Source organism: Neobacillus sp. BP17 (assembly GCF_059579525.1).
The window spans coordinates 1,195,580-1,217,717 of record NZ_CM184198.1 but is presented as its reverse complement, the minus strand read 5'-3'; the positions used below and the strand labels follow the sequence as shown (position 1 = coordinate 1,217,717).

General features: G+C 37.6%; 22 protein-coding genes. 5 read left to right on the top strand and 17 right to left on the bottom strand.

Going from position 1 to position 22,138, the window contains the following annotated elements:
* Positions 1–27: 27 nt before the first annotated feature.
* From AC4QJR_RS05750 to AC4QJR_RS05735, 4 genes are all read right to left on the bottom strand, one after another.
* Complete coding sequence (locus AC4QJR_RS05750; protein ID WP_251459109.1) at positions 28–996, bottom strand: ABC transporter ATP-binding protein; 969 nt, start codon at positions 994–996, stop codon at positions 28–30.
* Positions 977–1,990, bottom strand: a complete 1,014-nt coding sequence (locus tag AC4QJR_RS05745) for an ABC transporter ATP-binding protein (RefSeq protein WP_496525603.1) — start codon at positions 1,988–1,990, stop codon at positions 977–979. The genes AC4QJR_RS05750 and AC4QJR_RS05745 overlap by 20 nt, the downstream gene beginning before the upstream one ends.
* A gap of 267 nt (positions 1,991–2,257) precedes the next feature.
* A complete protein-coding gene (locus tag AC4QJR_RS05740; protein ID WP_496525602.1) occupies positions 2,258–2,881 on the bottom strand; it encodes a GyrI-like domain-containing protein in 624 nt (207 codons plus the stop codon).
* A 32-nt stretch (positions 2,882–2,913) separates the two neighbouring features.
* On the bottom strand, positions 2,914–3,678 hold the full coding sequence (locus tag AC4QJR_RS05735; protein WP_496525601.1) for a MerR family transcriptional regulator: 765 nt from the start codon (positions 3,676–3,678) through the stop codon (positions 2,914–2,916).
* Between the two features lie 410 nt (positions 3,679–4,088).
* Here AC4QJR_RS05735 and AC4QJR_RS05730 point away from each other — a divergent pair, with 410 nt between their 5' ends.
* Together AC4QJR_RS05730 and AC4QJR_RS05725 are read left to right on the top strand one after the other, a co-directional pair.
* Entirely contained in the window at positions 4,089–5,573 is a 1,485-nt protein-coding gene (locus AC4QJR_RS05730) for a peptide MFS transporter (protein ID WP_496525600.1), read from the top strand.
* A gap of 69 nt (positions 5,574–5,642) precedes the next feature.
* Positions 5,643–6,725 carry a GIY-YIG nuclease family protein gene (locus AC4QJR_RS05725; RefSeq protein WP_496525599.1) on the top strand — a complete coding sequence of 361 codons (1,083 nt, stop codon included), beginning with the start codon at positions 5,643–5,645 and terminating at the stop codon, positions 6,723–6,725.
* Here AC4QJR_RS05725 and AC4QJR_RS05720 read toward each other — a convergent pair.
* The 3 genes from AC4QJR_RS05720 to AC4QJR_RS05710 all read right to left on the bottom strand — a co-directional run bounded on the left by AC4QJR_RS05720 (position 6,707) and on the right by AC4QJR_RS05710 (position 8,156).
* Positions 6,707–7,315, bottom strand: a complete 609-nt coding sequence (locus AC4QJR_RS05720) for a methyltransferase (protein WP_098576266.1) — start codon at positions 7,313–7,315, stop codon at positions 6,707–6,709. The genes AC4QJR_RS05725 and AC4QJR_RS05720 overlap by 19 nt on opposite strands.
* A gap of 55 nt (positions 7,316–7,370) precedes the next feature.
* Entirely contained in the window at positions 7,371–7,781 is a 411-nt protein-coding gene (locus tag AC4QJR_RS05715) for a VWA-like domain-containing protein (protein ID WP_098576267.1), read from the bottom strand.
* Between the two features lie 147 nt (positions 7,782–7,928).
* A complete protein-coding gene (locus tag AC4QJR_RS05710; RefSeq protein ID WP_496525598.1) occupies positions 7,929–8,156 on the bottom strand; it encodes a hypothetical protein in 228 nt (75 codons plus the stop codon).
* A gap of 163 nt (positions 8,157–8,319) precedes the next feature.
* Between AC4QJR_RS05710 and AC4QJR_RS05705 the strand changes: the two genes are divergently transcribed.
* Together AC4QJR_RS05705 and AC4QJR_RS05700 are read left to right on the top strand one after the other, a co-directional pair.
* The gene (locus AC4QJR_RS05705) at positions 8,320–8,799 is read left to right on the top strand and encodes a glutathione peroxidase (protein ID WP_496525597.1); all 480 of its coding nucleotides are present in this window, start codon (positions 8,320–8,322) and stop codon (positions 8,797–8,799) included.
* A 23-nt stretch (positions 8,800–8,822) separates the two neighbouring features.
* Positions 8,823–9,269: a MarR family winged helix-turn-helix transcriptional regulator gene (locus AC4QJR_RS05700; RefSeq protein ID WP_098576270.1), complete on the top strand. Its 447-nt coding sequence runs from the start codon at positions 8,823–8,825 to the stop codon at positions 9,267–9,269.
* Positions 9,270–9,413: 144 nt separating this feature from the next.
* On the opposite strand, the gene dmpG is transcribed toward AC4QJR_RS05700, so the two are convergent.
* From dmpG to AC4QJR_RS05650, 10 genes are all read right to left on the bottom strand, one after another.
* Entirely contained in the window at positions 9,414–10,442 is a 1,029-nt protein-coding gene (gene dmpG / locus AC4QJR_RS05695) for a 4-hydroxy-2-oxovalerate aldolase (RefSeq protein WP_496525596.1), read from the bottom strand.
* A gap of 22 nt (positions 10,443–10,464) precedes the next feature.
* Positions 10,465–11,352 (bottom strand): acetaldehyde dehydrogenase (acetylating), encoded by an 888-nt coding sequence (locus AC4QJR_RS05690; protein WP_251459123.1) that lies wholly within the window; start codon positions 11,350–11,352, stop codon positions 10,465–10,467.
* A gap of 51 nt (positions 11,353–11,403) precedes the next feature.
* A complete protein-coding gene (locus AC4QJR_RS05685) occupies positions 11,404–12,180 on the bottom strand; it encodes an IclR family transcriptional regulator (RefSeq protein ID WP_496525595.1) in 777 nt (258 codons plus the stop codon).
* Between the two features lie 173 nt (positions 12,181–12,353).
* The gene (locus tag AC4QJR_RS05680; RefSeq protein WP_251459127.1) at positions 12,354–12,623 is read right to left on the bottom strand and encodes an iron-sulfur cluster biosynthesis family protein; all 270 of its coding nucleotides are present in this window, start codon (positions 12,621–12,623) and stop codon (positions 12,354–12,356) included.
* 88 nt (positions 12,624–12,711) lie between these two features.
* Positions 12,712–14,181: a protein adenylyltransferase SelO gene (locus tag AC4QJR_RS05675; RefSeq protein WP_496525594.1), complete on the bottom strand. Its 1,470-nt coding sequence runs from the start codon at positions 14,179–14,181 to the stop codon at positions 12,712–12,714.
* Between the two features lie 32 nt (positions 14,182–14,213).
* Positions 14,214–14,711, bottom strand: coding sequence for a YehS family protein (locus AC4QJR_RS05670; protein WP_496525593.1), 498 nt, complete (start codon positions 14,709–14,711; stop codon positions 14,214–14,216).
* Positions 14,712–14,744: 33 nt separating this feature from the next.
* Positions 14,745–15,452: a M48 family metallopeptidase gene (locus tag AC4QJR_RS05665; protein ID WP_496525592.1), complete on the bottom strand. Its 708-nt coding sequence runs from the start codon at positions 15,450–15,452 to the stop codon at positions 14,745–14,747.
* A gap of 421 nt (positions 15,453–15,873) precedes the next feature.
* The gene (locus AC4QJR_RS05660) at positions 15,874–16,269 is read right to left on the bottom strand and encodes a VOC family protein (RefSeq protein ID WP_098576278.1); all 396 of its coding nucleotides are present in this window, start codon (positions 16,267–16,269) and stop codon (positions 15,874–15,876) included.
* Between the two features lie 94 nt (positions 16,270–16,363).
* A complete protein-coding gene (locus tag AC4QJR_RS05655; protein ID WP_496525591.1) occupies positions 16,364–19,450 on the bottom strand; it encodes an MMPL family transporter in 3,087 nt (1,028 codons plus the stop codon).
* Positions 19,451–19,468: 18 nt separating this feature from the next.
* Positions 19,469–19,966, bottom strand: a complete 498-nt coding sequence (locus AC4QJR_RS05650; protein WP_496525590.1) for a MarR family winged helix-turn-helix transcriptional regulator — start codon at positions 19,964–19,966, stop codon at positions 19,469–19,471.
* Between the two features lie 403 nt (positions 19,967–20,369).
* Between AC4QJR_RS05650 and AC4QJR_RS05645 the strand changes: the two genes are divergently transcribed.
* Positions 20,370–21,923, top strand: a complete 1,554-nt coding sequence (locus AC4QJR_RS05645; protein ID WP_251459149.1) for an ABC-F family ATP-binding cassette domain-containing protein — start codon at positions 20,370–20,372, stop codon at positions 21,921–21,923.
* Positions 21,924–22,138 lie beyond the last annotated feature (215 nt).

Below are 22,138 nucleotides of genomic sequence, written 5' to 3'. Positions count from 1 at the left end.
TGTTTTCTTTATCATAAATGCAGCAAATCACTTGTTATATAAGTGACATGCGACAAAATGACCGTTCAGGTTTTGTTCCGCTGGTCTAGTATTTTTACAAATATCCATCACCTGTGAGCAGCGTGTATGAAAGGCACAGCCTGAAGGAGGATTTGCTGGACTGGGAAGTTCTCCTTCAATTAAAATAGTTTCCCTCTTAATATCTGGATCTGGTATTGGTACAGCTGAAAGTAGTGCTTTTGTATATGGATGCTTTGGATTCTCGTAAAGCTCCTCACTTTCAGCTAACTCTATTAATCTTCCTAAGTACATCACTCCTACGCGATCACTAATATGGCGTACAACTCCTAAATCATGAGCGATAAAAATGTATGTAAGCTGGAATTCTTTTTGAATATCCTTCATCAGATTGAGAACCTGGGCTTGAATGGACACATCGAGTGCTGACACAGGCTCATCTGCAATAATCAGTTTCGGTTTCGTCATTAACGCTTTTGCAATTCCAATCCGCTGACGCTGACCGCCACTGAATTGGTGGGGATATCTTTTGGCATGATAGCTGCTTAAGCCTACGACTTCAAGCATGTCTCTCACTTGCTTATTACGTTCCTCCTTTGTCCCAATTCCATGAACAATCAAAGGCTCTTCTAAAATCTGTTCGATAGAATGTCTTGGATTAAGCGATGCATAAGGATCCTGGAAAACCATTTGGATATCCCGGCGCGTTTTTCTTAATTCCGCTTTTGACATACTAGTAATCTCTTTATCTTCAAAGACAATCTTTCCGTCGCTAGCTTCAATCAAGCGCATAAGGAGCCGGCCCGTGGTAGATTTACCGCAGCCGCTTTCACCAACAATGCCCAATGTCTCTCCTTTTTTAACGTAAAAAGATACATCGTCAACCGCTTTGACCTCTCCTTGTTTCCTTCCAAACAGGCCGCCTGTAATCGGAAAGTACTTTTTTAAACCATTAACTTCAAGAAGTAATTCTGACATGGTTGTCACTCTCCCTCTTCAATGTATGTAGGAAACAGCGCACTTCATGTCCGTCTTTTTCCGTTTTAAATAAATCCGGTGTTTCTTCTTGGCATTTAGTGAATGTCTCTGTGCATCTTGCCGCGAATCGACATCCCTTATGAATCGTCCCTGGAGTTGGGACTGCACCCGGAATACTATACAGCCGTTCTGTTTTCCCTCTTAAATCGGGTACAGATTTTAACAGGCCCTTCGTATAAGGATGCTGTGGATTTTTGAGAATCGTTCGAACATCACCCTGCTCCACGATTTGCCCAGCATACATGACAATGACGCGTTCACAAATTTCAGCCACAACACCTAAATCATGGGTAATGAGAATGATCGTTGTATTTGTCTTCCTATTTAAATCCTTCATCAATGCTAGGATCTGCGCTTGAATTGTCACATCGAGTGCTGTTGTTGGCTCGTCCGCAATCAATACCCTTGGATTGCAGGCCATTGCCATGGCAATCATAACCCGCTGTCTCATTCCGCCCGAAAGCTGGTGAGGATGGTCTTTAATTATTCCTTCTGCCCGTGGGATTCCAACAAGCTTTAATAATTCAATACTTCGTGCCATTGCTTCTTTTTTTGAAAGGTCTGTATGTAAGCGAATCGCTTCAATTAATTGATTGCCAATCGTAAAGAGTGGATTTAATGATGTCATGGGTTCTTGGAAAATCATTGAAATCTGATTCCCGCGGATGTTGCGCCACTCTTTTTCAGATATATTTTTCAAGTCTTTTCCTTCGAAAATAATTTCGCCATTCTCGATTTTCCCGGGTGGTGTTGGAATCAGCCCCATGGCTGTTAGTGAAGTAACACTTTTACCACTACCAGATTCACCTACAATCCCTAGTATTTCGCCATCTCTTAAATCAAAGCTGATACCATCTACAGCTGGAACGAATTTCTTCCCTGATTGAAATGACACCTTTAAGTCTTTAATTCGAAGAATAGGATCCTTTTCCACATTTACACCTTCCTGTTCATTCGTATGTGTTTATGTATTCTTATTTATCAGAAGTATAACAATATAGTAAATTTTAAAATAATTATGACATATATAACTTTAGTGGTACGATCCATATTTGTCAATTACGTGAAAAAAGTTCAAAAAATTCCAGTTCTACAGAGCCGCGTTGATGCAATAAAGTAAATTTGGTTTTTTTTACCAAAACTCTAAATTTAAATACTAAAATACTAAAAGATCCTAAAATTAATAAAAAACCCTGCAAGACTATTGCTGTCTTACAGGGAATCTCAATACTGTTTTTAGTTTTTGTGCAACCGTCCTGCGCGGGTCAGATAGATAAATTTCCCGGTGGATTTTACTTGTTCGAATATAGCCATTTTCCTTGCAAAAGAACTCCATTTTGGTGAAACTTTCCTTTTCATTCTCAAAAGGTCCGATATGCATAATTTGGCAAGAAAGACCGTCTGTCAGCTCACCAAATATTGCTTTCTCAAGGTATGGATTTGGTTTTTTCTTTTTCGTTTGCTCCAAAAATTTTTCAAATAGATTCTCGGTTAGAAAATCAGGTTGTCTGATCATAATCGTATATTTGTAATTACTTTTGTCTTGTACAGGCTTTGACTTATCAATTAAATCCCAAATACCTTCAAGTGGAAAAACCGTATACTCATAGTAACCTTCAGGCACCTCATTACTTTTATAGGACATTTTTACAGCATAACTAAGACTGTATAATGCCTCAGTTGCTAGAGCAAATTCGTCTCCGTTTGGATCTCCTGTTCCACTTATCATAATATAAGACATCTTTGGTACATCAATAATTACAGGGACAGTTTTTGGCAGGTAAATGTGCTTAAACGTTTTCTTATACTCAACTTTTGTGCCCATAGTTTATTTAGCTCCTGTTTCTTTTATAAAAATTATTTTTTCTTACCGGTATAAATATGAATGGCATCTCTTAGAAACGCTGCCGTACCTGGCTGTTCTTTATCATAATAGGCGGTAAATCTTTCATCATCCACGTACATTTGTGCAAGACCTGCGTGAGCTTCCTTATTATATTCATTCCAATAGCAGCATAACCATTGTTTATGGAGATCAGCAGCTTTTTGAGCTAAATCCCCGGCAGGGTCTCCTGTTTTATAAGCCTCAGCTAGTGTTTCTGTTATCAATTCAGCTAACTTAGTAACCTCCTCATATTGCTCTTGTGTCATATTTTGAAGTTTTGCATTGGATTTATTTACAGTATCATCCCCATACTTTTCACGAATCTCTTTTCCATATCTTTCTTCATTTTCATCCACCATTTTTTTAATAAAGCCCTCAAACTTCTCTTTATTTGACATTTTCATTCTCCCTTCCGTTACTGCAATTGTCTTATCCACATTTGCGATTAACAATTCTAATTGTTCCTTTTTCTCAAGGAGTTTTTTTCGATGCTCTTTCAGTGCAGCTGCCCCGTCAAAAGAAGGAGCCGTTACGATTTCTTTGATGCTTTCTAAGCTAATTCCTAATTCCCTGTAGAATAAGATTTGCTGCAGGCGATCCACTTCTGCTTGCCCATAGATTCGATATCCTGATGAATTTATTCTTGCAGGCTTAAGAATCCCTATTTCATCATAATACCGTAGTGTTCTGGTGCTAACTCCTGCTAGACTCCCAAGCTTCTGTACAGTATATTCCATCCGCTTTCACCTCCTTGTAAAACTAACAATACACCTTTGCGCAACGTCAAAGTCAATCATAATATCGCCCATATTTTTAGAAAAAGGTGCCTGACACCAAAGATGGACATTTGTCCTTCTTTGGTGTCAGGCACCCAATTAATTTGGAGGATTTCTTCTCATTAGTATAGTTTGCACTTTTTTAACCAAAATTAAAGATAAAGGATTATCTATCACTCTAGTAGAGTGAAAAGTCCCTCTTCTCTGAATGTATTTACTATTTTAAAAAAACTTTCTTTTTCGATCTAAATTAGTTAAAATTCAGTATTATCAATGTTTACAACTTTCTTTTACTCCTTTTACTAAAAAATGTTTTTGACAATTCAAAACTTAAGAAAGTATTATAATATAATATAAAGGGAGGTAATAACATGTCAAACATCAATAGACAGAAAATTGTGGATAGTGTACCTCAAACAGGATTTTTCGGACATCCTAAAGGTCTATCTACCCTTTTCTTTACTGAATTCTGGGAGCGATTCTCGTACTATGGAATGAGAGCCATCCTTGTTTTCTATATGTATTACGAAGTTTCTAAAGGCGGATTGGGCATTGATCAAAATCTTGCACTTTCAATCATGTCCATATACGGATCACTTGTTTATATGTCCGGAATCATTGGCGGGTGGCTGGCTGACCGGATCTTCGGTTCTTCGAAAGCCGTGTTCTACGGTGGAGTCTTAATTATGTTTGGACATATAGCGCTTGCTGTTCCTGGCAGTGTTGCTATGTTCTTTGTATCCATGGTATTGATTGTCCTAGGTACTGGGATGCTTAAGCCGAATGTTTCTTCCGCTGTAGGTGAATTATATAGCGAAAAAGACGAACGTCGTGATGCAGGATTTACTATTTACTACATGAGTATTAACCTAGGTGCTTTCATATCTCCATTAATCGTTGGGTCGATAAGCAATTTCCACATCGGTTTTTCGATTGCAGCAGTAGGTATGTTCTTAGGATTAGTCGTGTTTAGTGTAACAAAGAAAAAAAATCTTGGCCTTGCTGGAACGATGGTGGCGAATCCACTGGCTCCTGCAGAAAAGAAAAAGGTTTTCACCATTATTGGACTAGCAGTAATTATTCTTGCTGTTCTATGTGCTGTATTAATTCCAAACGGTCTTTTAACTTTTGCTAGCTTTATTAATATTGTCACTTTCCTTGGAATCTTAATCCCAACGATTTATTTCGTTGTCATGTATCGCAGTCCTAAAACTACTACAGTTGAACGTTCAAGAATTATTGCCTATATTCCATTATTTATTGCAGCGGTTATGTTCTGGGCCATTCAAGAACAAGGCTCAACCATCCTTGCCAATTATGCGGATAAGCGGACTCAATTAGACTGGATGGGAATTAAGATTTCACCAGCATGGTTCCAATCTTTAAACCCATTATTCATTATCATCTTTGCACCAGTATTTGCTTGGATCTGGGTTAAATTAGGAAAGCGTCAGCCATCGATTCCACAAAAGTTCTCATTATCATTATTATTTGCTGGTTTGTCATTCCTAGTTATTCTTATCCCGGCTTATTTTGGAGGTACGGATTCTTTAGTAAGTCCACTATGGCTTGTTCTTAGTTATTTAATCGTTGTATTTGGTGAGTTATGTTTATCACCAGTAGGACTATCTGCAACAACTAAATTAGCACCTGCAGCATTCTCAGCACAAACAATGAGCTTATGGTTCCTAGCAAGTGCTGCTGCACAAGCATTGAATGCACAAGTTGTTAAATTCTACACCCCTGAAACAGAAATGACCTATTTTGGTGTGATTGGCGGAGCGTCCATCGCCCTAGGTATTATCCTATTAATGTTATCACCTAAGATTCAAGGTTTCATGAAAGGGATCAAGTAATAATAAAAAAGGTGCCAAACGGCACCTTTTTTATTTGTGATAAGATATATAGTGATAGGAGGTTATTGTATGTACTTAAAGGATAAAGTAAAACACCTTCCTTCTACCCCTGGTGTGTATTTAATGAAGGACTCCAATGGACAAATTATTTATGTGGGTAAGGCAAAAAATCTTAAAAATCGCGTGCGCTCATACTTCCAAAATTCAAAGGCCCATACACAAAAAATCATCAAGCTGAAAGCCAGCTTAAAGGATTTCGACTATATCCTTACTGATACAGAATTTGAAGCCTTTATGCTCGAATGTGAATTAATAAGGGAAATGAAGCCTATTTTTAATCGGATGATGAAAAATCCTCAATCCTATATCTACATCAGAATTGACAGGGATGGAGAATACCAAAGAATAGAAATTTGTAAAGACGCAGATAAGCCCGATAGTCTTTATTTTGGCCCATATAAAAGCAAAAATTTAGTAGAAAAGGCGCTTCTAGGGATGAAAGACTTCTATAAGGTGAATTGCAGCAGCCCTTCTAACAAGAATACTCCATGTTTAAACTATTCCTTAGGTTTATGTCTCGGGATGTGTATGGGAGGGGCAGCACTCATTGAGTACAATGAAAGAATGAACAAAATTATTGCTTTACTACAAGGATTTGATACAAGTCTAGTTAGCATTATGGAGCAAAAAATGATCGAAGCCTCTGAAAAATTTGATTTCGAAGCGGCGGGAAAGTATAGAGATACCTTGAATGCCATCCACTCACTTCTTAATAAAGAAAAAGTCATTGAATTTACGGGAAGTAATAAAAAGATTGCTGTTATTGCCCCATTAACAGACAGGACTTATAAACTATTCCTGATTCAGAAAAACAAAATTCTTTTCTCTGAAAAGTTTAACTGGTCCGATCCAGAATCTGTTCATAAAACCATTAAGAACAGTATATTAACTATTTTTAAAGCAACAGCAAATAATTTTTTTTATAAACTTAGCCGAGATGAAATTGATGCCGCTCAGATTATCTATAGCTATTTAAAAGGAAGCAACTGTACGTATATTATTATTTCAGAACATTTGCTTAAGCCCTCATATACCTCTAAATTAGATGGTCAAATATACAAGTTAATGCAAACCTATATGGTTAATCGATAGATTAAAAATCGCTCATTTGGGTTATGTTCATGAATGTAAGGAAGAATAATTTCTTTATTTAATTCAAACATGGTGTTATTTTCTAAATAATAAATATAATCCTCTGATGGATAATATAAAATAATTTCAACATCCCGTTTCTCCATTTCAACCGAAACTAAGATATTATTAATGATTTTCATAAAAATTTGAATGGAAAAAGGATTAAAAAAATAAAAACGATTATCTAAGGAATCAATTTGATACTCTTCCGCAAGACAACAATGAAAAAAAATATCATCATTAATAGAGTGAGTCATTTTTTGATATTTTTTTCGATTTTCAATTGCTTCCTGATAAAAATCCCTATTCATTTCAATTCCAATAACTGTTGCATGAAAATGATAATGGATAAAGAAGTTTAATCGTCCTTTGCCACACCCAAAGTCAATGATTCGGTCCTTACGGCTTACTTGATAGTGAGTAAATAATTCTTCTAGCGCACTATAAGGAGTGGGCTCATAACGATGGTAATGAAATGACTTATGAAATCCCTTTTGGTCCCCTCCCGTTTTTATCCCCATCAATTTATCATAATAAAATTCTTTCATCTGATACTCCTATTCAGGCAAGGTCATCCCCCACTTTTACGTGAGGGATTTCTTTTTACGCTACCTTTATTGCTTTCCCAAACGGAACTCTTGGCAATATAGAACCAGGTACAAGCCAAATCATTTCATAGCTAACATCTTCAATATCTTCAGAAATAAAGCCAGTTACATCCGTAATGTAAAACAGTGTATCAATATTCTCTTCTTTTGCCCACTCAAGTACCAAAGTATATGAAGATTTCCCATGTGTATGGTATTTAATTGTATCACTTTTAATGGGGGTGGTACTTCTAATTTTAAAATCTGCTTGGACTAATATGGTATCCGGTTTAACTTGTTCAAACAGTTTTACTATGTTATTGATTAAAATGCTTGGGGCTTCATTCGTGGAAGTGTCAACAGCCAGTGCTACCTTTTTATCCTGACGCTGTTGAATCATTGATAGTATCGTTTTGTGCCATTTCAACACAACCAACTCCTTTGGAATGAATAAGTGAACCATCTTATTTTGGTTTAATAACAAGGTGGTTATGATTGGATAATAGCGGTAATCAGTAAGAAGACTGCAGGATAAGCAAATGGCCTTCTTGGTCTGCCCTAGATGTGCTTATACTTATTTATCCTTGTTTTCATTTAGCTCATCAATCAGCTGCTTGGTTCGTTTTGCATTTCCTTCTGCGAAATTCTCGAGACGTTCCTTTAGCTCATCATCATCATGAATTCGCTCTGCGGTTATTAGATAGGTCCGCATTAAATCTTCTTCTGTTTCAATTGCCTCAACAAGAACGTCTTTTAGTACTTCCTTTTCTTCATTCTTACCATTTAACATATTAAACCCCATTTGAAAAACCTCCTTTTCCCCTTTATCGTTCTCCTTTCTATTTCGAGATATCCAACTGATAAATAATAACTTAAACTTGCCACACACAATTAAATCGTGTAAGATTAAATCGTAGGCGACATATTTTCAAACAAATGAATCCTAATATTAAGGGGGAAGCTAAATGACAACAGTTTATGACTTTAATGTAAAAATGACAAATGGTAAGGAAAAATCAATAATGGATTATGAGGGTAAACCATTACTGATTGTGAATACTGCTAGCAAATGTGGTTTGACACCCCAATTCAAAGGACTTCAGGAATTATATGAAAAATATAAAGAGGATGGTTTGGAGATTTTAGGCTTTCCATGTGACCAATTCAACAATCAAGAATTCGCCGACATTGAAGAAACAACCCAGTTTTGTCAACTAAATTACGGTGTGACGTTTCCAATATTTGCGAAAATTGATGTTAATGGCGCTAATGCCGATCCCCTATTTACTTATTTAAAAAACCAGAAGCCAGGTACACTTACTAAAAATATTAAATGGAATTTCACAAAATTTTTAGTCGATCCTAATGGTCAGGTAATTGAGCGCTATGCCCCTACGACTGAACCAAGCAAGATTGAGAAAGATATTAAAAAATTATTGTCATAATTATTTAAAGTAAGGTGATCAGCATGGAAGACTTCATGGTATTAAAAAACCAACTTTGCTTTGCTGTATACGAAACAGCAAGTGAATTCAATAAATTATATTCTAGTGCACTTCAGCCCTACGGCTTAACCTACCCTCAATACTTGGTTCTATTAGCATTATGGGAAAATGATGGGGTTTCGGTCAAAGACATAGGAGAAAAATTGAGTCTAGGGACTGGAACATTGACTCCAATGCTTACAAGAATGGAGGCAAATGGTTGGCTTCGAAAAGAACGTTCAACAGTAGATGAACGAAGGGTCTTTATTTACTTAGAAAAGAAAGCTTATGAAAAAAAGCAAGCTATAACAAATACAATCAGTGACAAAATACAATCCTGTCATATTGAACTCGAGGAATATAAACAATTGATGGAACGGCTGAATCAATTGCATAGTAAGTTGAAAATCGAGAACATTGCCAGTAATTAAAACCACATACAAAAAACAACACTCAATTTTAAAGTGTTGTTTTTTGTACTATTTCATCTGATTGAAGATATTTTCCGAAGGGATGTTCTTTCCCCTCCATCAAAAACTCAATTCTATTAATCTCTTTTTAGTGGGCCTTGAGTTTTACACTAAGACTGTTTTTGGCTTGTTTTTTGCAATTTCTGCTGCCACTTCAACAATCATATCCTCTTGACCGCCAACCACTTTACGCTTACCTAATTCTATTAAAATATCACGTGAATCAACACCAAATTTTGCTGCAGCCCGTTTTGCATGGAGCGCAAAGCTTGAGTATACACCCGCATATCCTAGAGTTAGGCTGTCCTTTGTAATTTCCTGTGGCACTTGTAAAATTGGAGCCACAATATCTTCGGCCAAGTCCATCATTTTATATAAATCTACTCCAGTTTTGATTCCCATCCGTTCACAAACTGCAACTAGTACTTCTGTTTGTGTATTTCCTGCACCAGCTCCTAAGCAGCGTACACTGCCGTCAATACGGGTAGCACCCTCTTCAATGGCCGCAAGTGTGTTAGCCATCGCAAGAGATAGATTGTTATGACCATGGAAACCAACATTCACGCCAATTGATTGTTTAAGAGCCCGAATACGTTCCCTGACTTGGTCAGGAAGTAAGTAACCTGCAGAGTCAACCACATAAACAGTATCTGCTCCATAGCTTTCCATAAGTTTTGCTTGTTCTACTAATTTAGCAACTGGCGCCATATGGTTCATCATTAAGAAACCAACTGTTTCCATTCCTAATTCTTTTGCATAGGCAATATGTTGTGGTGCTACATCGGCTTCTGTAACATGTGTTGCAATCCGTGCCATTTTAGCTCCTAAATTTGCGGCTTCTTTTAATTCATGCAGTGTACCGATTCCTGGCAAAAGAAGAACAGCAATTTTGGATTTATCTGCAACAGATACTGCAGCTTCGATTAATTCCATTTCGTTTGTACGAGAACGTCCATATTGTAACGAAGATCCTGCTAGTCCGTCACCATGTGATACTTCAATAAAAGGGACGTTTGCATTATTCAATGCTTTTGCAATATTAAGTACTTGATCAACTGTATATTGATGATTGATGGCATGGCTTCCATCGCGTAAGGCTACCTCTGTGATAAGAATATCTCTTTCATTTGTCATTATTATTTCCCCTTTCTACAGCTCAAACTGTTTCTTTCGTTAATAGTTTTTTTGCAAATGCTTCAGCAATTTTAACGCCTGCTGATGTCATGATATCTAAATTTCCTGCATATACAGGCAAGTAATCACCAGCACCTTCAACCTCTAGGAATATGGTAACCTTATTTCCCTCAAAAATAGGTTCCGTGCGAAGGCGATAACCAGGAACAAATGCTTGAACTACTTTTTCCATGTCAGCAATAGATTTTCTAATTGCCTCTTCATCCATTTTCCCTTCTTCTACAAGAGTGTAAACTGTATCACGCATCATAATTGGCGGTTCTGCAGGGTTTAAAATCATGATTGCCTTCCCTTTTTTGGCGCCGCCAACTTCTGCGATTGCACGAGAAGTTGTTTCTGTAAATTCATCGATATTGGCACGTGTTCCAGGGCCAGCACTTAAGCTTGCAATTGTCGCAACAATTTCTGCGTATTCTACTGGAGCTACGCGGTTTACTGCGTGAACCATTGGAATGGTGGCTTGACCGCCACAAGTAATCAAATTGATATTATCTTTATCTAAATGTTCATCAGTATTAACAGCAGCACATACATATGGGCCAACTGCAGCAGGAGTCATATCAATGACTTTTATACCAGCCTCTTTTAATACCTTTGCATTGTAGAGATGCGCTTTGGCAGATGTGGCATCAAATACGATGTCAGCTTTTAAAGTTGGATCTGCAAGGAATCCATCAATTCCTGTATCAACCCCTGCATAACCTAATTCCCTTGCACGGCGTAAACCGTCTGATTGCGGGTCAATTCCAATTACTGCTGTTAACTCTAAAAATTCCGAGCGTCCCAGTTTAATCATTAAATCTGTACCAATGTTTCCTGAGCCAAGTACGGCAACTTTTACTTTTGACAAATTAATTCTCCTCCTAAAAAATATTGTATAAATTATTTCTATCTAGTCTTTCTATAAGATGCTTTTACCTTGATAACCTAAACGATTCGAGATCTCAGCTGCAGCCCTTCTAATTCCAGCTATTACTTGTGGCAGCTTATGTTCATCAAGTCTCATTTTAGGTGCAGCACAGCTAATTGAAGCGATTACATTACCTTGATGATTAAAAATTGGAGCTGCAATACATTTCAACCCTAACTCAATTTCCTCATCATCAACCGCATAACCTTGCTCACGAATGGTATGTAACTGCTCTTTAATCTCATCGATATTTGTCATTGTGTGTTTCGTAAATGATTCCAAAGTGATTGATGATAAGATTCTATTTACCTCATTTTCGTTTAAATGAGCAAGGATTGACTTCCCTACCCCAGTACTATGGAAGGGAGCTCTTTTTCCAATTTGCGAATAAATAGTAAGGGCACTTTGTCCTTCTACCTTTTCAATGTAAATAATTTCATCTCGTTGTAAGGAAACTAAGTGAACGGTTTCATTTAGTTCATCGACTAACTCTCTAATTATTGGCTTTGCAACTTTCGCAATATCAAGATTTTTCCCGACAAAATTGCCAAGCTCAAATAGTTTGAGCCCCGGCTTGTACTTTGAATCTTCAGGATTTTGTTGAAGATAACCTCTATGTTCTAAGGTCTTGATGATTCCGTGAACTGTACTTTTTGATAAATTTAAATGCTCACTAATCTCTTTGATACTTAGTTCTGGTTTAGTTACCAAAAATAATTCAATGATATCAGCAGCTCTTTCAACAGATTGAATTAAGCGTTCTGACACGTCTACCCTCCCCTTGTTCGACATTATCGAATGCCGTTCGTATTTATTAAGGATAATTTAATAGTAACTCTCGTTCATTATTCTGTCAATCTTTTAAATATTTAGTTAAAGGGTTTCATTTACCTTTGACATATTAAAAAAAGAGCCGGATTTCTAATAGAAATCAGGCTCTTTTACAGAATATCAAATTGTTTAAAACCAGTGGTATCCGAGATATAATCTAATGTTTTATGATTGAAATAATGGCACTCAGCATTATCAATGATAAAATGGAGCCCATCCTTAGTAATTTCTGTATCATTAGACTGAATTGTTTCTTCCAATGTCACTTTTACTTTCATAAAACAACTTTTTCGCATTTGCAAGCGAATCAATTGATTTGAGCCAGCTACCGTTATTCTATCTTGTAGTTCGGCTTTTGCATTTTCAGTTAATCTAAACACGAAACCACCCCTGTCTTCATTAAAAAAAACAATGCTATCCATATAAAGGATAGCATTATCTTGTACTTCAAGTAAATTACACGATTGCTTAAGTACCACAATAGGTTCGGTAAGGCTGGTTTGATTGTTCCGGAAGTTTACAGTATTCGGCTTGTTCTGGGGAGTGAGCGTATGGGTTTGAAAGGACATCCAGCAGCTTCTCCATTACACTGTAGTCTTCTTGATCCACGGCAGCATCGAGTGCAGCTTCTACCCGGTGATTACGTGGTATTATAGCAGGATTGCTGTTACGCATTAACTGATGAGAATCAGCGGTTGATTCCTGCTGTCTGCCCAGCCGTGCCTGCCATTGCTTAAACCACTCTTTAAATTCTGGAGTCTCCACTAGGAGCGTTTCATCCAGTCTTTCAATGGTTAAGGCTCGGAAAGTGTTCGTATAGTCTGCCTGATTCTTCTCCATTATATTGAGGAGGTTTTCAACAATGGTTGCGTCCTCATCCTCTTCATTAAATATCCCTAATTTTGCTCTCATCCCAGAAAGCCAATTGCTTTGATACAAATCCATATATTTTGAAATCTCATCCTGTGCCAGTTTGACAGACTCTTCCTGATTATCATAAATTAGCGGCAGAAGGGTCTCTGCAAATCGGGCGAGATTCCAACCAGCAATATACGGCTGATTACCATAAGCATAGCGGCCTTGAGTATCAATGGAACTGAATACTGTTGCTGGGTCATACGTATCCATGAATGCACATGGCCCGTAATCGATTGTTTCTCCACTGATCGTCATGTTATCGGTATTCATGACACCATGGATGAAGCCTACTTGTTGCCATTTAGCAACTAACGCTGCCTGTTGTTTAATCACTTCCTGGAGCAAGGTAAGATATCGATTCTCATCCGTTTCAACATCTGGATAGTGGCGATTCAGTGCATAGTCAGCAAGAGCCCGAAGTTCTTCGATCGTTCCCCATTTCGCAGCAAATTGAAAAGTACCGACGCGAAGATGACTGGAGGCTATACGTGTCAAAACGGCACCAGGCAAGGTCCTTTCGCGGAATACTGGCTCTCCTGTTGTCACAACTGCTAGACTGCGCGTGGTCGGGATCCCGAGGGAATGCATGCTTTCGCTGATAATGTATTCGCGCAGCATCGGCCCGAGTGCCGCTCGACCATCACCGCCGCGGGAGTACGGTGTCCTTCCTGGACCCTTGAGCTGAATATCAAGTCGCTCACCCTTTGGCGTTATTTGTTCACCAAGTAAGATTGCCCGGCCATCTCCTAATTTCGTGAAATGCCCAAATTGATGTCCCGCATATGCTTGGGCAAGAGGCATTGCTCCGTCTGGTATCTGGTTGCCTGCAAACATGGCAACGCCAGCTTCGCTTTCCAGTGCCAGCGCCTTCAAACCTAAGTCAGCCGCCAGTGGACGGTTTAGAATAATCAACTCCGGTGATCGCACTGGTGTTGGTTCAGTCCTGGTAAAAAATATGTCAGGAAGCCGGGAATAACTGTTATCAAAGTTCCAGCCAATATCTACTTTTTCTGTTGCCATCGTATCCCCCTTTTTTGTTTCTAGTATGTAATTTAGGATTCCCTATATTTTAATGCTAATCCTTTTAAGAAATTCCGGGCAAATTTATCCCCGCACTCTTTATAATTTTTATGTCCCTCTTTTCTTAATAGAGCCCCAAGTTCACCTTTTGTTACAGTTATTCCTGCACTTTCGAATATTTCGAGAAGATCCTCAGTCGTTAATGCCAGTGCAATTTTTACTTTCTTCAGGAGGAGATTATTTATGTTTGCGCTTTTCTTAATTGTCGGTTCGGGGGTATCCGGTTGTCCTGGTTTGGGCTCTTGTTTTCCTCTTTTATAAATGATTAGACCGTTTAAAAATGAATCAAACATACTGTTATTACATTTTATTTGATCGTCATATTCAGCCTCATCGTCTGATTTTGTGAGAATCTTTATTACCTCAGGAACAGTTACTTCCACACCGCCAAGTTTAAATATTTCTGCCATCTCTTTATTTTTTAACTCAAGTGCATATCTCAATCGAATGAGTATATCATTGTTATCCATCTAAAATCCTCCTTTAAAGTTTGGTGTTCCTATTCAAACAGTCATTTTCCAACTTGATAATGCTAGCCAGTTCTCTCGCTCCTCATAATCGGGTATTATTTTACCAACAAGGCGCCAAAAGGAACGATCATGATTAAGATGGAACATATGGCACATTTCGTGAACAACTACATAATCAATTACCTGCTGTGGTGCCATCGCCAACTTCCAATTGAAGGTTAACTGCTTCCTTGAATCACAGGTCCCCCAATTGCTGTTATTATCTGAGATACGGATAGACCGTGGTTTGGTATTAAAATGTTTTTGATACGAACGAATACTCCGCTCTACTAACTTTTTACATTCTTGATAATAAAATCGTTTTAAAGCTTGTTTTATTTTTGCATCCTCTAGTTGTTTAACATATATTTTTAACATATCCTCTTCAAACACTACATAGTCTGGTATGGTATTTATATCTTGAGTGATCTTAATTGGATATTCTTTTCCCAAATAAAGAAAGATTTCACCATGATCATAAATCTTTACTTTTTGCCCCAGAAGCCTATCCTTCATTTCCTTGGATTTTTGCTGGATCCAATCCCATTTTTCCTCAATTAATTGAAGTATACGTTCATCAGTTGTTCCTCTAGGGGCCTGGACTTGAACATTGCCATATACATCTATAATAATGCCCAACGATTCACGTTTTTTATAAACTAACTCAAAACTCATGGTCTGACCTAAATAATTATGTATCATTTAATCACCTGCATTATGACAATAGGTAAAATCAACAGCAAAAAAATAAGAGTAGCAATAAAACCTTCCTACTCTAACTTTGATTTAGTGTATGCCAGATCGAGAGATTTGTCCATGAGAAGCCTCAATTCCAGGGAGAAGTTAAATTATTTATTTATTTTGTGTAAAATTACCCTTCAAGTATGGGACATTTTTCTTTTTTTAATGCAAAATCTCATCAATGGGCCAATTTTTAAGTCTAATGAGCGAATCTTGGGTTTTAATGGGCGAATTTTGACCTTTCATGGGCGAATCTAGTGTTTCAATGGGCGAATTTATGAAGTAAAAATCTTTAAGAAAAACTCGAAAATATAAGAACATAAATAAAGAAAGGCAGATGAATCCGCCTTTCTTCACTTGTTATTCAATTCATTCACCAATTCTATTTTGCATTTGCATCTGGTTGATGAATTCCGAATATATTTCCTTCAGTATCAATATAGTATCCTTGCCACGCCATTCCAGGCAGAGCATATTTAGGCAATGCAACTTTGCCGCCATTTTCAATAATTTTCGCTTCCGTGGAATCGTAGTTTTCCACTCCCATTGTGCATGCAAATCCATTTAGAGGTTGGTTTGGTACTGGTGGAGCGCTTTGACGCTGCATCAATGCACCATTGATTCCAGGCTCATCTTCATTGCCAGTCACAGCTCCAAAGTAAGGCATTCCTGCATAATCACTCCAATCCTGAAATGACCATCCGAATACCTCACCGTAAAACTTCTTGGCCCGTTCCATATCATCCACATGAATTTCGAAATGAACTAATCTCCCCATAATTACCTCCTAAGAGTCTTATATAACCTCTCTATTATAGGACAAGGTTGGAAAAATATTCAATTAATTAAAAAAACTTTTTCTTAGCTTGTGATTATAACACTACTTCTTTCTCCGAACTTAAGGCAGCTTCCTTTTTTCTAGAAAATAAATTTGCAAGAGCATCTGGAAGAGCCATCAATGCCGGTACAAAAATAGGAAGCAGTATAAAACAAAGGATGACCAGTCCTGAAATTACAGCTATAGCCAGTTCAGATAAAAGTACGATCCCTGCAGGCATTAGTGTTGCAAAGGTACCACCAAGAATAATAACAGCTGCTATAATGACACCGCCTATTTGCCTGGAAGCAAGCACGATTGCATCTTTAGCCTGCATATGAGGATATTCCTTAAATCGCATCATTAAGAATATACTATAGTCAACTCCTAGAGCTACAATAATAATAAAGGAGAAGAATGGCACAAAGGATGAAATACCTTCAAGTCCCTGCAAATCTATGAAAATATAATTTATGATGAACATGGCTGCATAGTAAGCCCCAACTAACGATGCAGTAATAAAAACGGGCGTCCAGAAAGATCTTATAACAAAGAATAGGACAAGCAATACGCCGATAATAACAATCGTTGTTGTTTTATTCAAATCTCTCGTCAGTACATTATTCATATCATTTGTAGTCGCACTTGGTCCGGATGTTCCACTCTTTGCATCAGAAAGAACAGTGCCTTTCAATCCATCAGAGACCGTTTGATTGATCTGTTCAACAGTCTTTAGAGCATTCTCAGAATATGGATCATCTTTCAAAACAACTAAGAATTTGGTGATTTTTCGATCTTTGGACATAAACGTATCAAATGATTTTTTAAAGTCCTTGTTTGTCAAAGCTTCCTTTGGAATAAAAAAGGTTTTATTTGTATTAAGCTGTGTTAAGTACCCATTTGTTTGCCCCAGACCATCCGAAATTTGCTCTAAACCGTTGTTGACATCTGACAGCTTTTCTCCAAAAACACTGAATCCATTAAGTCCGTCTGCCAACTGCTGCTGCCCTGATTTCATCTGGCCCAGTCCATCAGTGACACTGTTCATATTCTTTACGATTGTACCAATCCCTGAAGATGCTTGATCAAGTCCAGATTCAAGTTTTTTCAGTCCATCTGCCATTTGCGATAAACCGCTGCTTATGGCCGTTAGATTTTTATTGGCTTTTCCAAAACCAGCCGTAACGGCATTATAATTAGCATTTAATGTTTGAATTCCTTCAGGTGTAATTTGACCTAATGAAGATGATAATTGATTGATTGTTTGCTTCAATGCTAGATAATTAGGATCACTTTGAGAACCTGCATAACTACTGCCCAAGGCCGTTACCATGGATTCCGCTTGCGACAGAGCATTTTTCATCCCAAGAAGAGCTTGTGCTGCATCTTGATAGTGGGTTCCCATCTCTTTATACCCAGCCTGCATCTTCCCATAATTTTCAGCGAGCAATGCCACACCACTGCTCATCTTGGAGAGATTCGTTTCAATGGCAGCGATTCCGTTCGTGACCGTTTTTGAGTTCCTTGACCCATCATCTATTCCCGCTTGAATTTGCTTTAATCCATTTGTTAAGGCATCCATTCCCTCTTCAAGCTTTGCCGTGCCATCTACCATCTGACCTACTTTAGAAAAGTCAGCTGATCCAAATCCATCTTGTGCTTGTTTCAATCCATCATGGATTTGGTCTACACCGTCTTGAGTTTGGGATAAGCCATCCGTAACAGACCCCATTTGACTGTCCACGTAAAAATCGTCAATTGGCTTACCTTGAGGCTGTGTTATGGAAGAAACCTGCTTCACTCCCTTAATACTCTTCAATCTTACCGTTATATTATCAATGACTGAAAGAGATTCATTATTATCAAGTGGTTTACCAGTATCAATGACTACAGTTGCAGGCATGGCCTGACCTTTGCCAAAATGTTCCGCAACCAAATTAATAGCCTTTGATGAAGGATATTTATTTCCAAGTTCCCCTATGGTATCAAAGTTAAGCTTTTCCTGATGTAAAAATATCATTGGTCCTAATATTAATAGTATGATTACCGTGGATATTATTGGATGCTTTACAGCAAAGGAAGATGTTTTTCCCCAGAACTTGTTTTCCTTATGACCATTTACACTTTTGGATGGCCAGAATAGCTTTTTACCTAGGACCTTCATAACAAATGGTGTTAGGGTTAATATTTCAAGCAATAATATAGATACCCCAATGACAACCACTACACCAGATCGATAGATTGGAGATTCTGCAAAAATGAGAGCAAGAAACGCAATAAATACAGTGAGTATACTGTAAGCAATTGTTTTACCTGCAGTTTTGTATGTGTTTACGATTGATTCATCTATAGAGTGGCCATGTGATAGTTCTTCCTTAAATCGATTAAAAAGAAGGATGTTATAATCCGTACCAATCCCAAATAGGATTAGGACCAGAAGCATTTGGGTCAGACTGGTTATTGGAAATCCTGCTTTATCAATTAATTGAGCTGCAATTCCCATGGAACAAAGATAGGAAAAAGCTACAGCCACTAAGGAGATTAAAGGTGTAACAACTGACCTGAATGCCAGGATAAGGACGACCAAAATAAAGATAACTGTTAATGCAGCACTTTTTTCGACACCTGCTTGAGAAGCCTTCAGATAATCATTATTAATAAAGTCTTCACCGCTCAGATAGTATTCAACCGGTACTGTATCCAAGTTACTTTCAAACTGTTTTTCGATATCATCAATTTCTCGTCCTTTTTTATCAAGCTTAAAACTCACCATTAGTGTGGTTCCATCTTTAGATACTAATGAACTTTTTGCTTCGGGGATACTGAAGGGATCCATGATATCTGCAATTCCAAGCTCTTGGCTACTATTGGTAATGGATGTTACAGCCTCACCAATTTTTTTCAGTTCATTATCTGATATTTTATTTTTATCATAAAAAACGATAAGGTTATTAACCCCTTCTGTTGTATCCATCTTTTTCAAGATAGTATCTGCCATTACTGAAGGGCTGTCACTACTTGTTCCTTGCTGCCCCTTTTGCCGCAGTATGGCATTGATGTCTGGTTGAATGACTGTAAGCACGATTGTCGCAATCAGCCAAATTGAAAATATTGCCCAGCGGCCTTTAATAATCTTTCTCACCTTGAATCCTCCATCATTCTATTTAGTTTTTTCAGGAAAGTACAAAACATCAAAGAATTTATGATTATCCATTCCTTCAGCCTCCATTTTTTCCTTCACAGCTGATACCAATAATTCCATGCCTTTTTCAACCATTTTCTGTTCATCAGGGTTTAACAGACTTAATACATCTACCAATGACTTATTTGCGATTTCCGAAATGTTCTCATTAATCCCATTTGATAATTCGTTCGAAAGTGAAATTTCCACTGAACGTTTATCTTTAGGGTTAGGAGTTTTCACTAGAAATCCTTTGGAAGTAAGTCGATCAACAATATCTGAAACCGTACTTTGGGTCATCTTAAGATTTTGAGAAAGATGTTTAATAGTGATTTTTTTATGGGCAAACACTTCTCCAATTACCCTTGCTTGGGGAATTGTGACCCCCCGTTCTTCGGAATGTTTTTGCAGACTTTTCATTATATAACTTTGCAATAAATCAATAGATTCACGAATAAAATCGGCATTATCATCCATACACTAACCACCTTATAAAAAAATAGCACACGATACATCCCATAAGATACATCGTGTACTATTTATCGTAGATTCATATATCAAATTTGTCAACGGTAAGGTGTTCTTGCCAAAAACAACATAAAAAAAGCTTGCTAATTTTTTTGTTTCACTGATGTCCCAATTTTTTATAATTATTTCCATATAGAAATAACTCATATCTTGCCTCCAAGTTCGGTTGTATAATATACTTTTACCCATTGTTATACCCCATTCCATACCTTTATTTCATTAAGACGGGGACAGATTCAATTTAGCCCCAAAGATAGAATCACATTATTCACAAGAATAACAATCAAGATAGAAAAAACAGCTAAAGTCTAGTAAAATATCCACATGTGATATTAGATAAGGGGTTAGAAAAATGAGCGTATTAAACGTAAAAAATTTAAGTCACGGTTTCGGTGATCGTGCGATTTTTAATGATGTGTCTTTTCGACTTTTAAAAGGAGAGCACGTTGGACTAGTTGGGGCAAATGGTGAGGGTAAGTCTACTTTCATGAACATTGTTACTGGAAAGTTGCAACCCGACGAGGGAAAAGTTGAGTGGTCACGAAAAGTTCGTGTTGGTTATTTGGATCAGCATGCCGTACTTCAAAAAGGTACAACGATGCGTGATGCTTTGAGTACTGCTTTTCAATATCTTTTTGATGCTGAAGCAGAGATCAACGAACTTTATGCAAAAATGGGTGATGAAGGTGCTGATATCGATGCATTACTTGCAGAGGTTGGAGAGCTCCAAGAAACTTTAGATAGTAATGATTTCTATCAAATTAATTCAAAAGTTGAGGAAGTTGCCCGTGGTCTAGGATTAGATGATGTTGGACTCGATCGAGATGTTGATGATCTTAGCGGTGGGCAGCGTACGAAGGTTTTGCTAGCTAAGCTTTTGCTAGAAAAGCCTGAAATCCTATTACTAGACGAGCCTACGAACTATTTGGATGAACAGCATATCGAATGGTTGAAGCGTTATTTACAGGAATATGAGAATGCATTTATCTTGATTTCACATGATATTCCATTCTTGAATAATGTGGTTAACTTGATCTATCACATGGAAAACCAAGAGTTGAATCGCTATGTTGGTGACTATGATAACTTCTTAAAAATTCATGAAATGAAGAAGCAACAGCTAGAGTCTGCTTACAAGCGCCAACAACAAGAAATTGCTGATTTAAAGGATTTCGTTGCTCGTAACAAGGCAAGTGTTGCCACTCGTAATATGGCGATGTCTCGTCAGAAGAAGCTCGACAAAATGGAAGTTATTGAATTGGGGAGAGAGAAGCCGAAACCAGAGTTTAACTTCAAAGAAGCTCGTGCAGCTAGTCGTTATATTTTCACAGCTGAAGATCTTGTTATTGGTTACAATGAACCACTTTCTCGCCCTCTGAATTTGAAAATGGAACGCGGACAAAAAATTGCCTTCGTGGGTGCAAACGGTATTGGTAAGTCTACTCTTTTAAAAAGTATTCTTGGGTTGATTGATCCGCTGGAGGGTAAAGTGGAACGTGGTGAGTATCAACACATCGGCTACTTCGAGCAGGAAGTTAAACAGTCCAACTACAACACCTGTATTGAAGAGATTTGGAGCGAGTTCCCAAGTATGAATCAGGCTGAAGTCCGTGCTGCTCTTGCAAAATGTGGATTAACGACGAAACATATTGAAAGTAAAGTCGAAGTCCTTTCCGGTGGCGAAAAAGCCAAAGTTAGATTGTGTAAAATTATTAACACAGAAACGAATCTATTAATTCTAGACGAACCTACCAATCACTTGGATGTGGACGCAAAAGAAGAATTGAAGCGTGCTTTAAAGGCATATCGCGGAAGTATCTTGATGGTATCCCACGAACCAGATTTCTATCGTGAAATTGCGACCGATATTTGGAATTGTGAGGATTGGACTACAAAAGTGTTTTGAATAAAGCTTAAGGGGCACCCAATGAATAAAAATTCACTTGGGTGCCCCTTTTTATTGCTTTTTGTTCTGTTACCTAAAGATGTCCGAATAAAATTGATGTGCAGCGGCAAACACCATTCTGACTGACGTTGTGACAAAAATACATAAAAACCGATAAAAAATAGAAGCCTAACAGTTAAAGTACATTTCTGTAAAACTCGTTGGTTATTAGCATG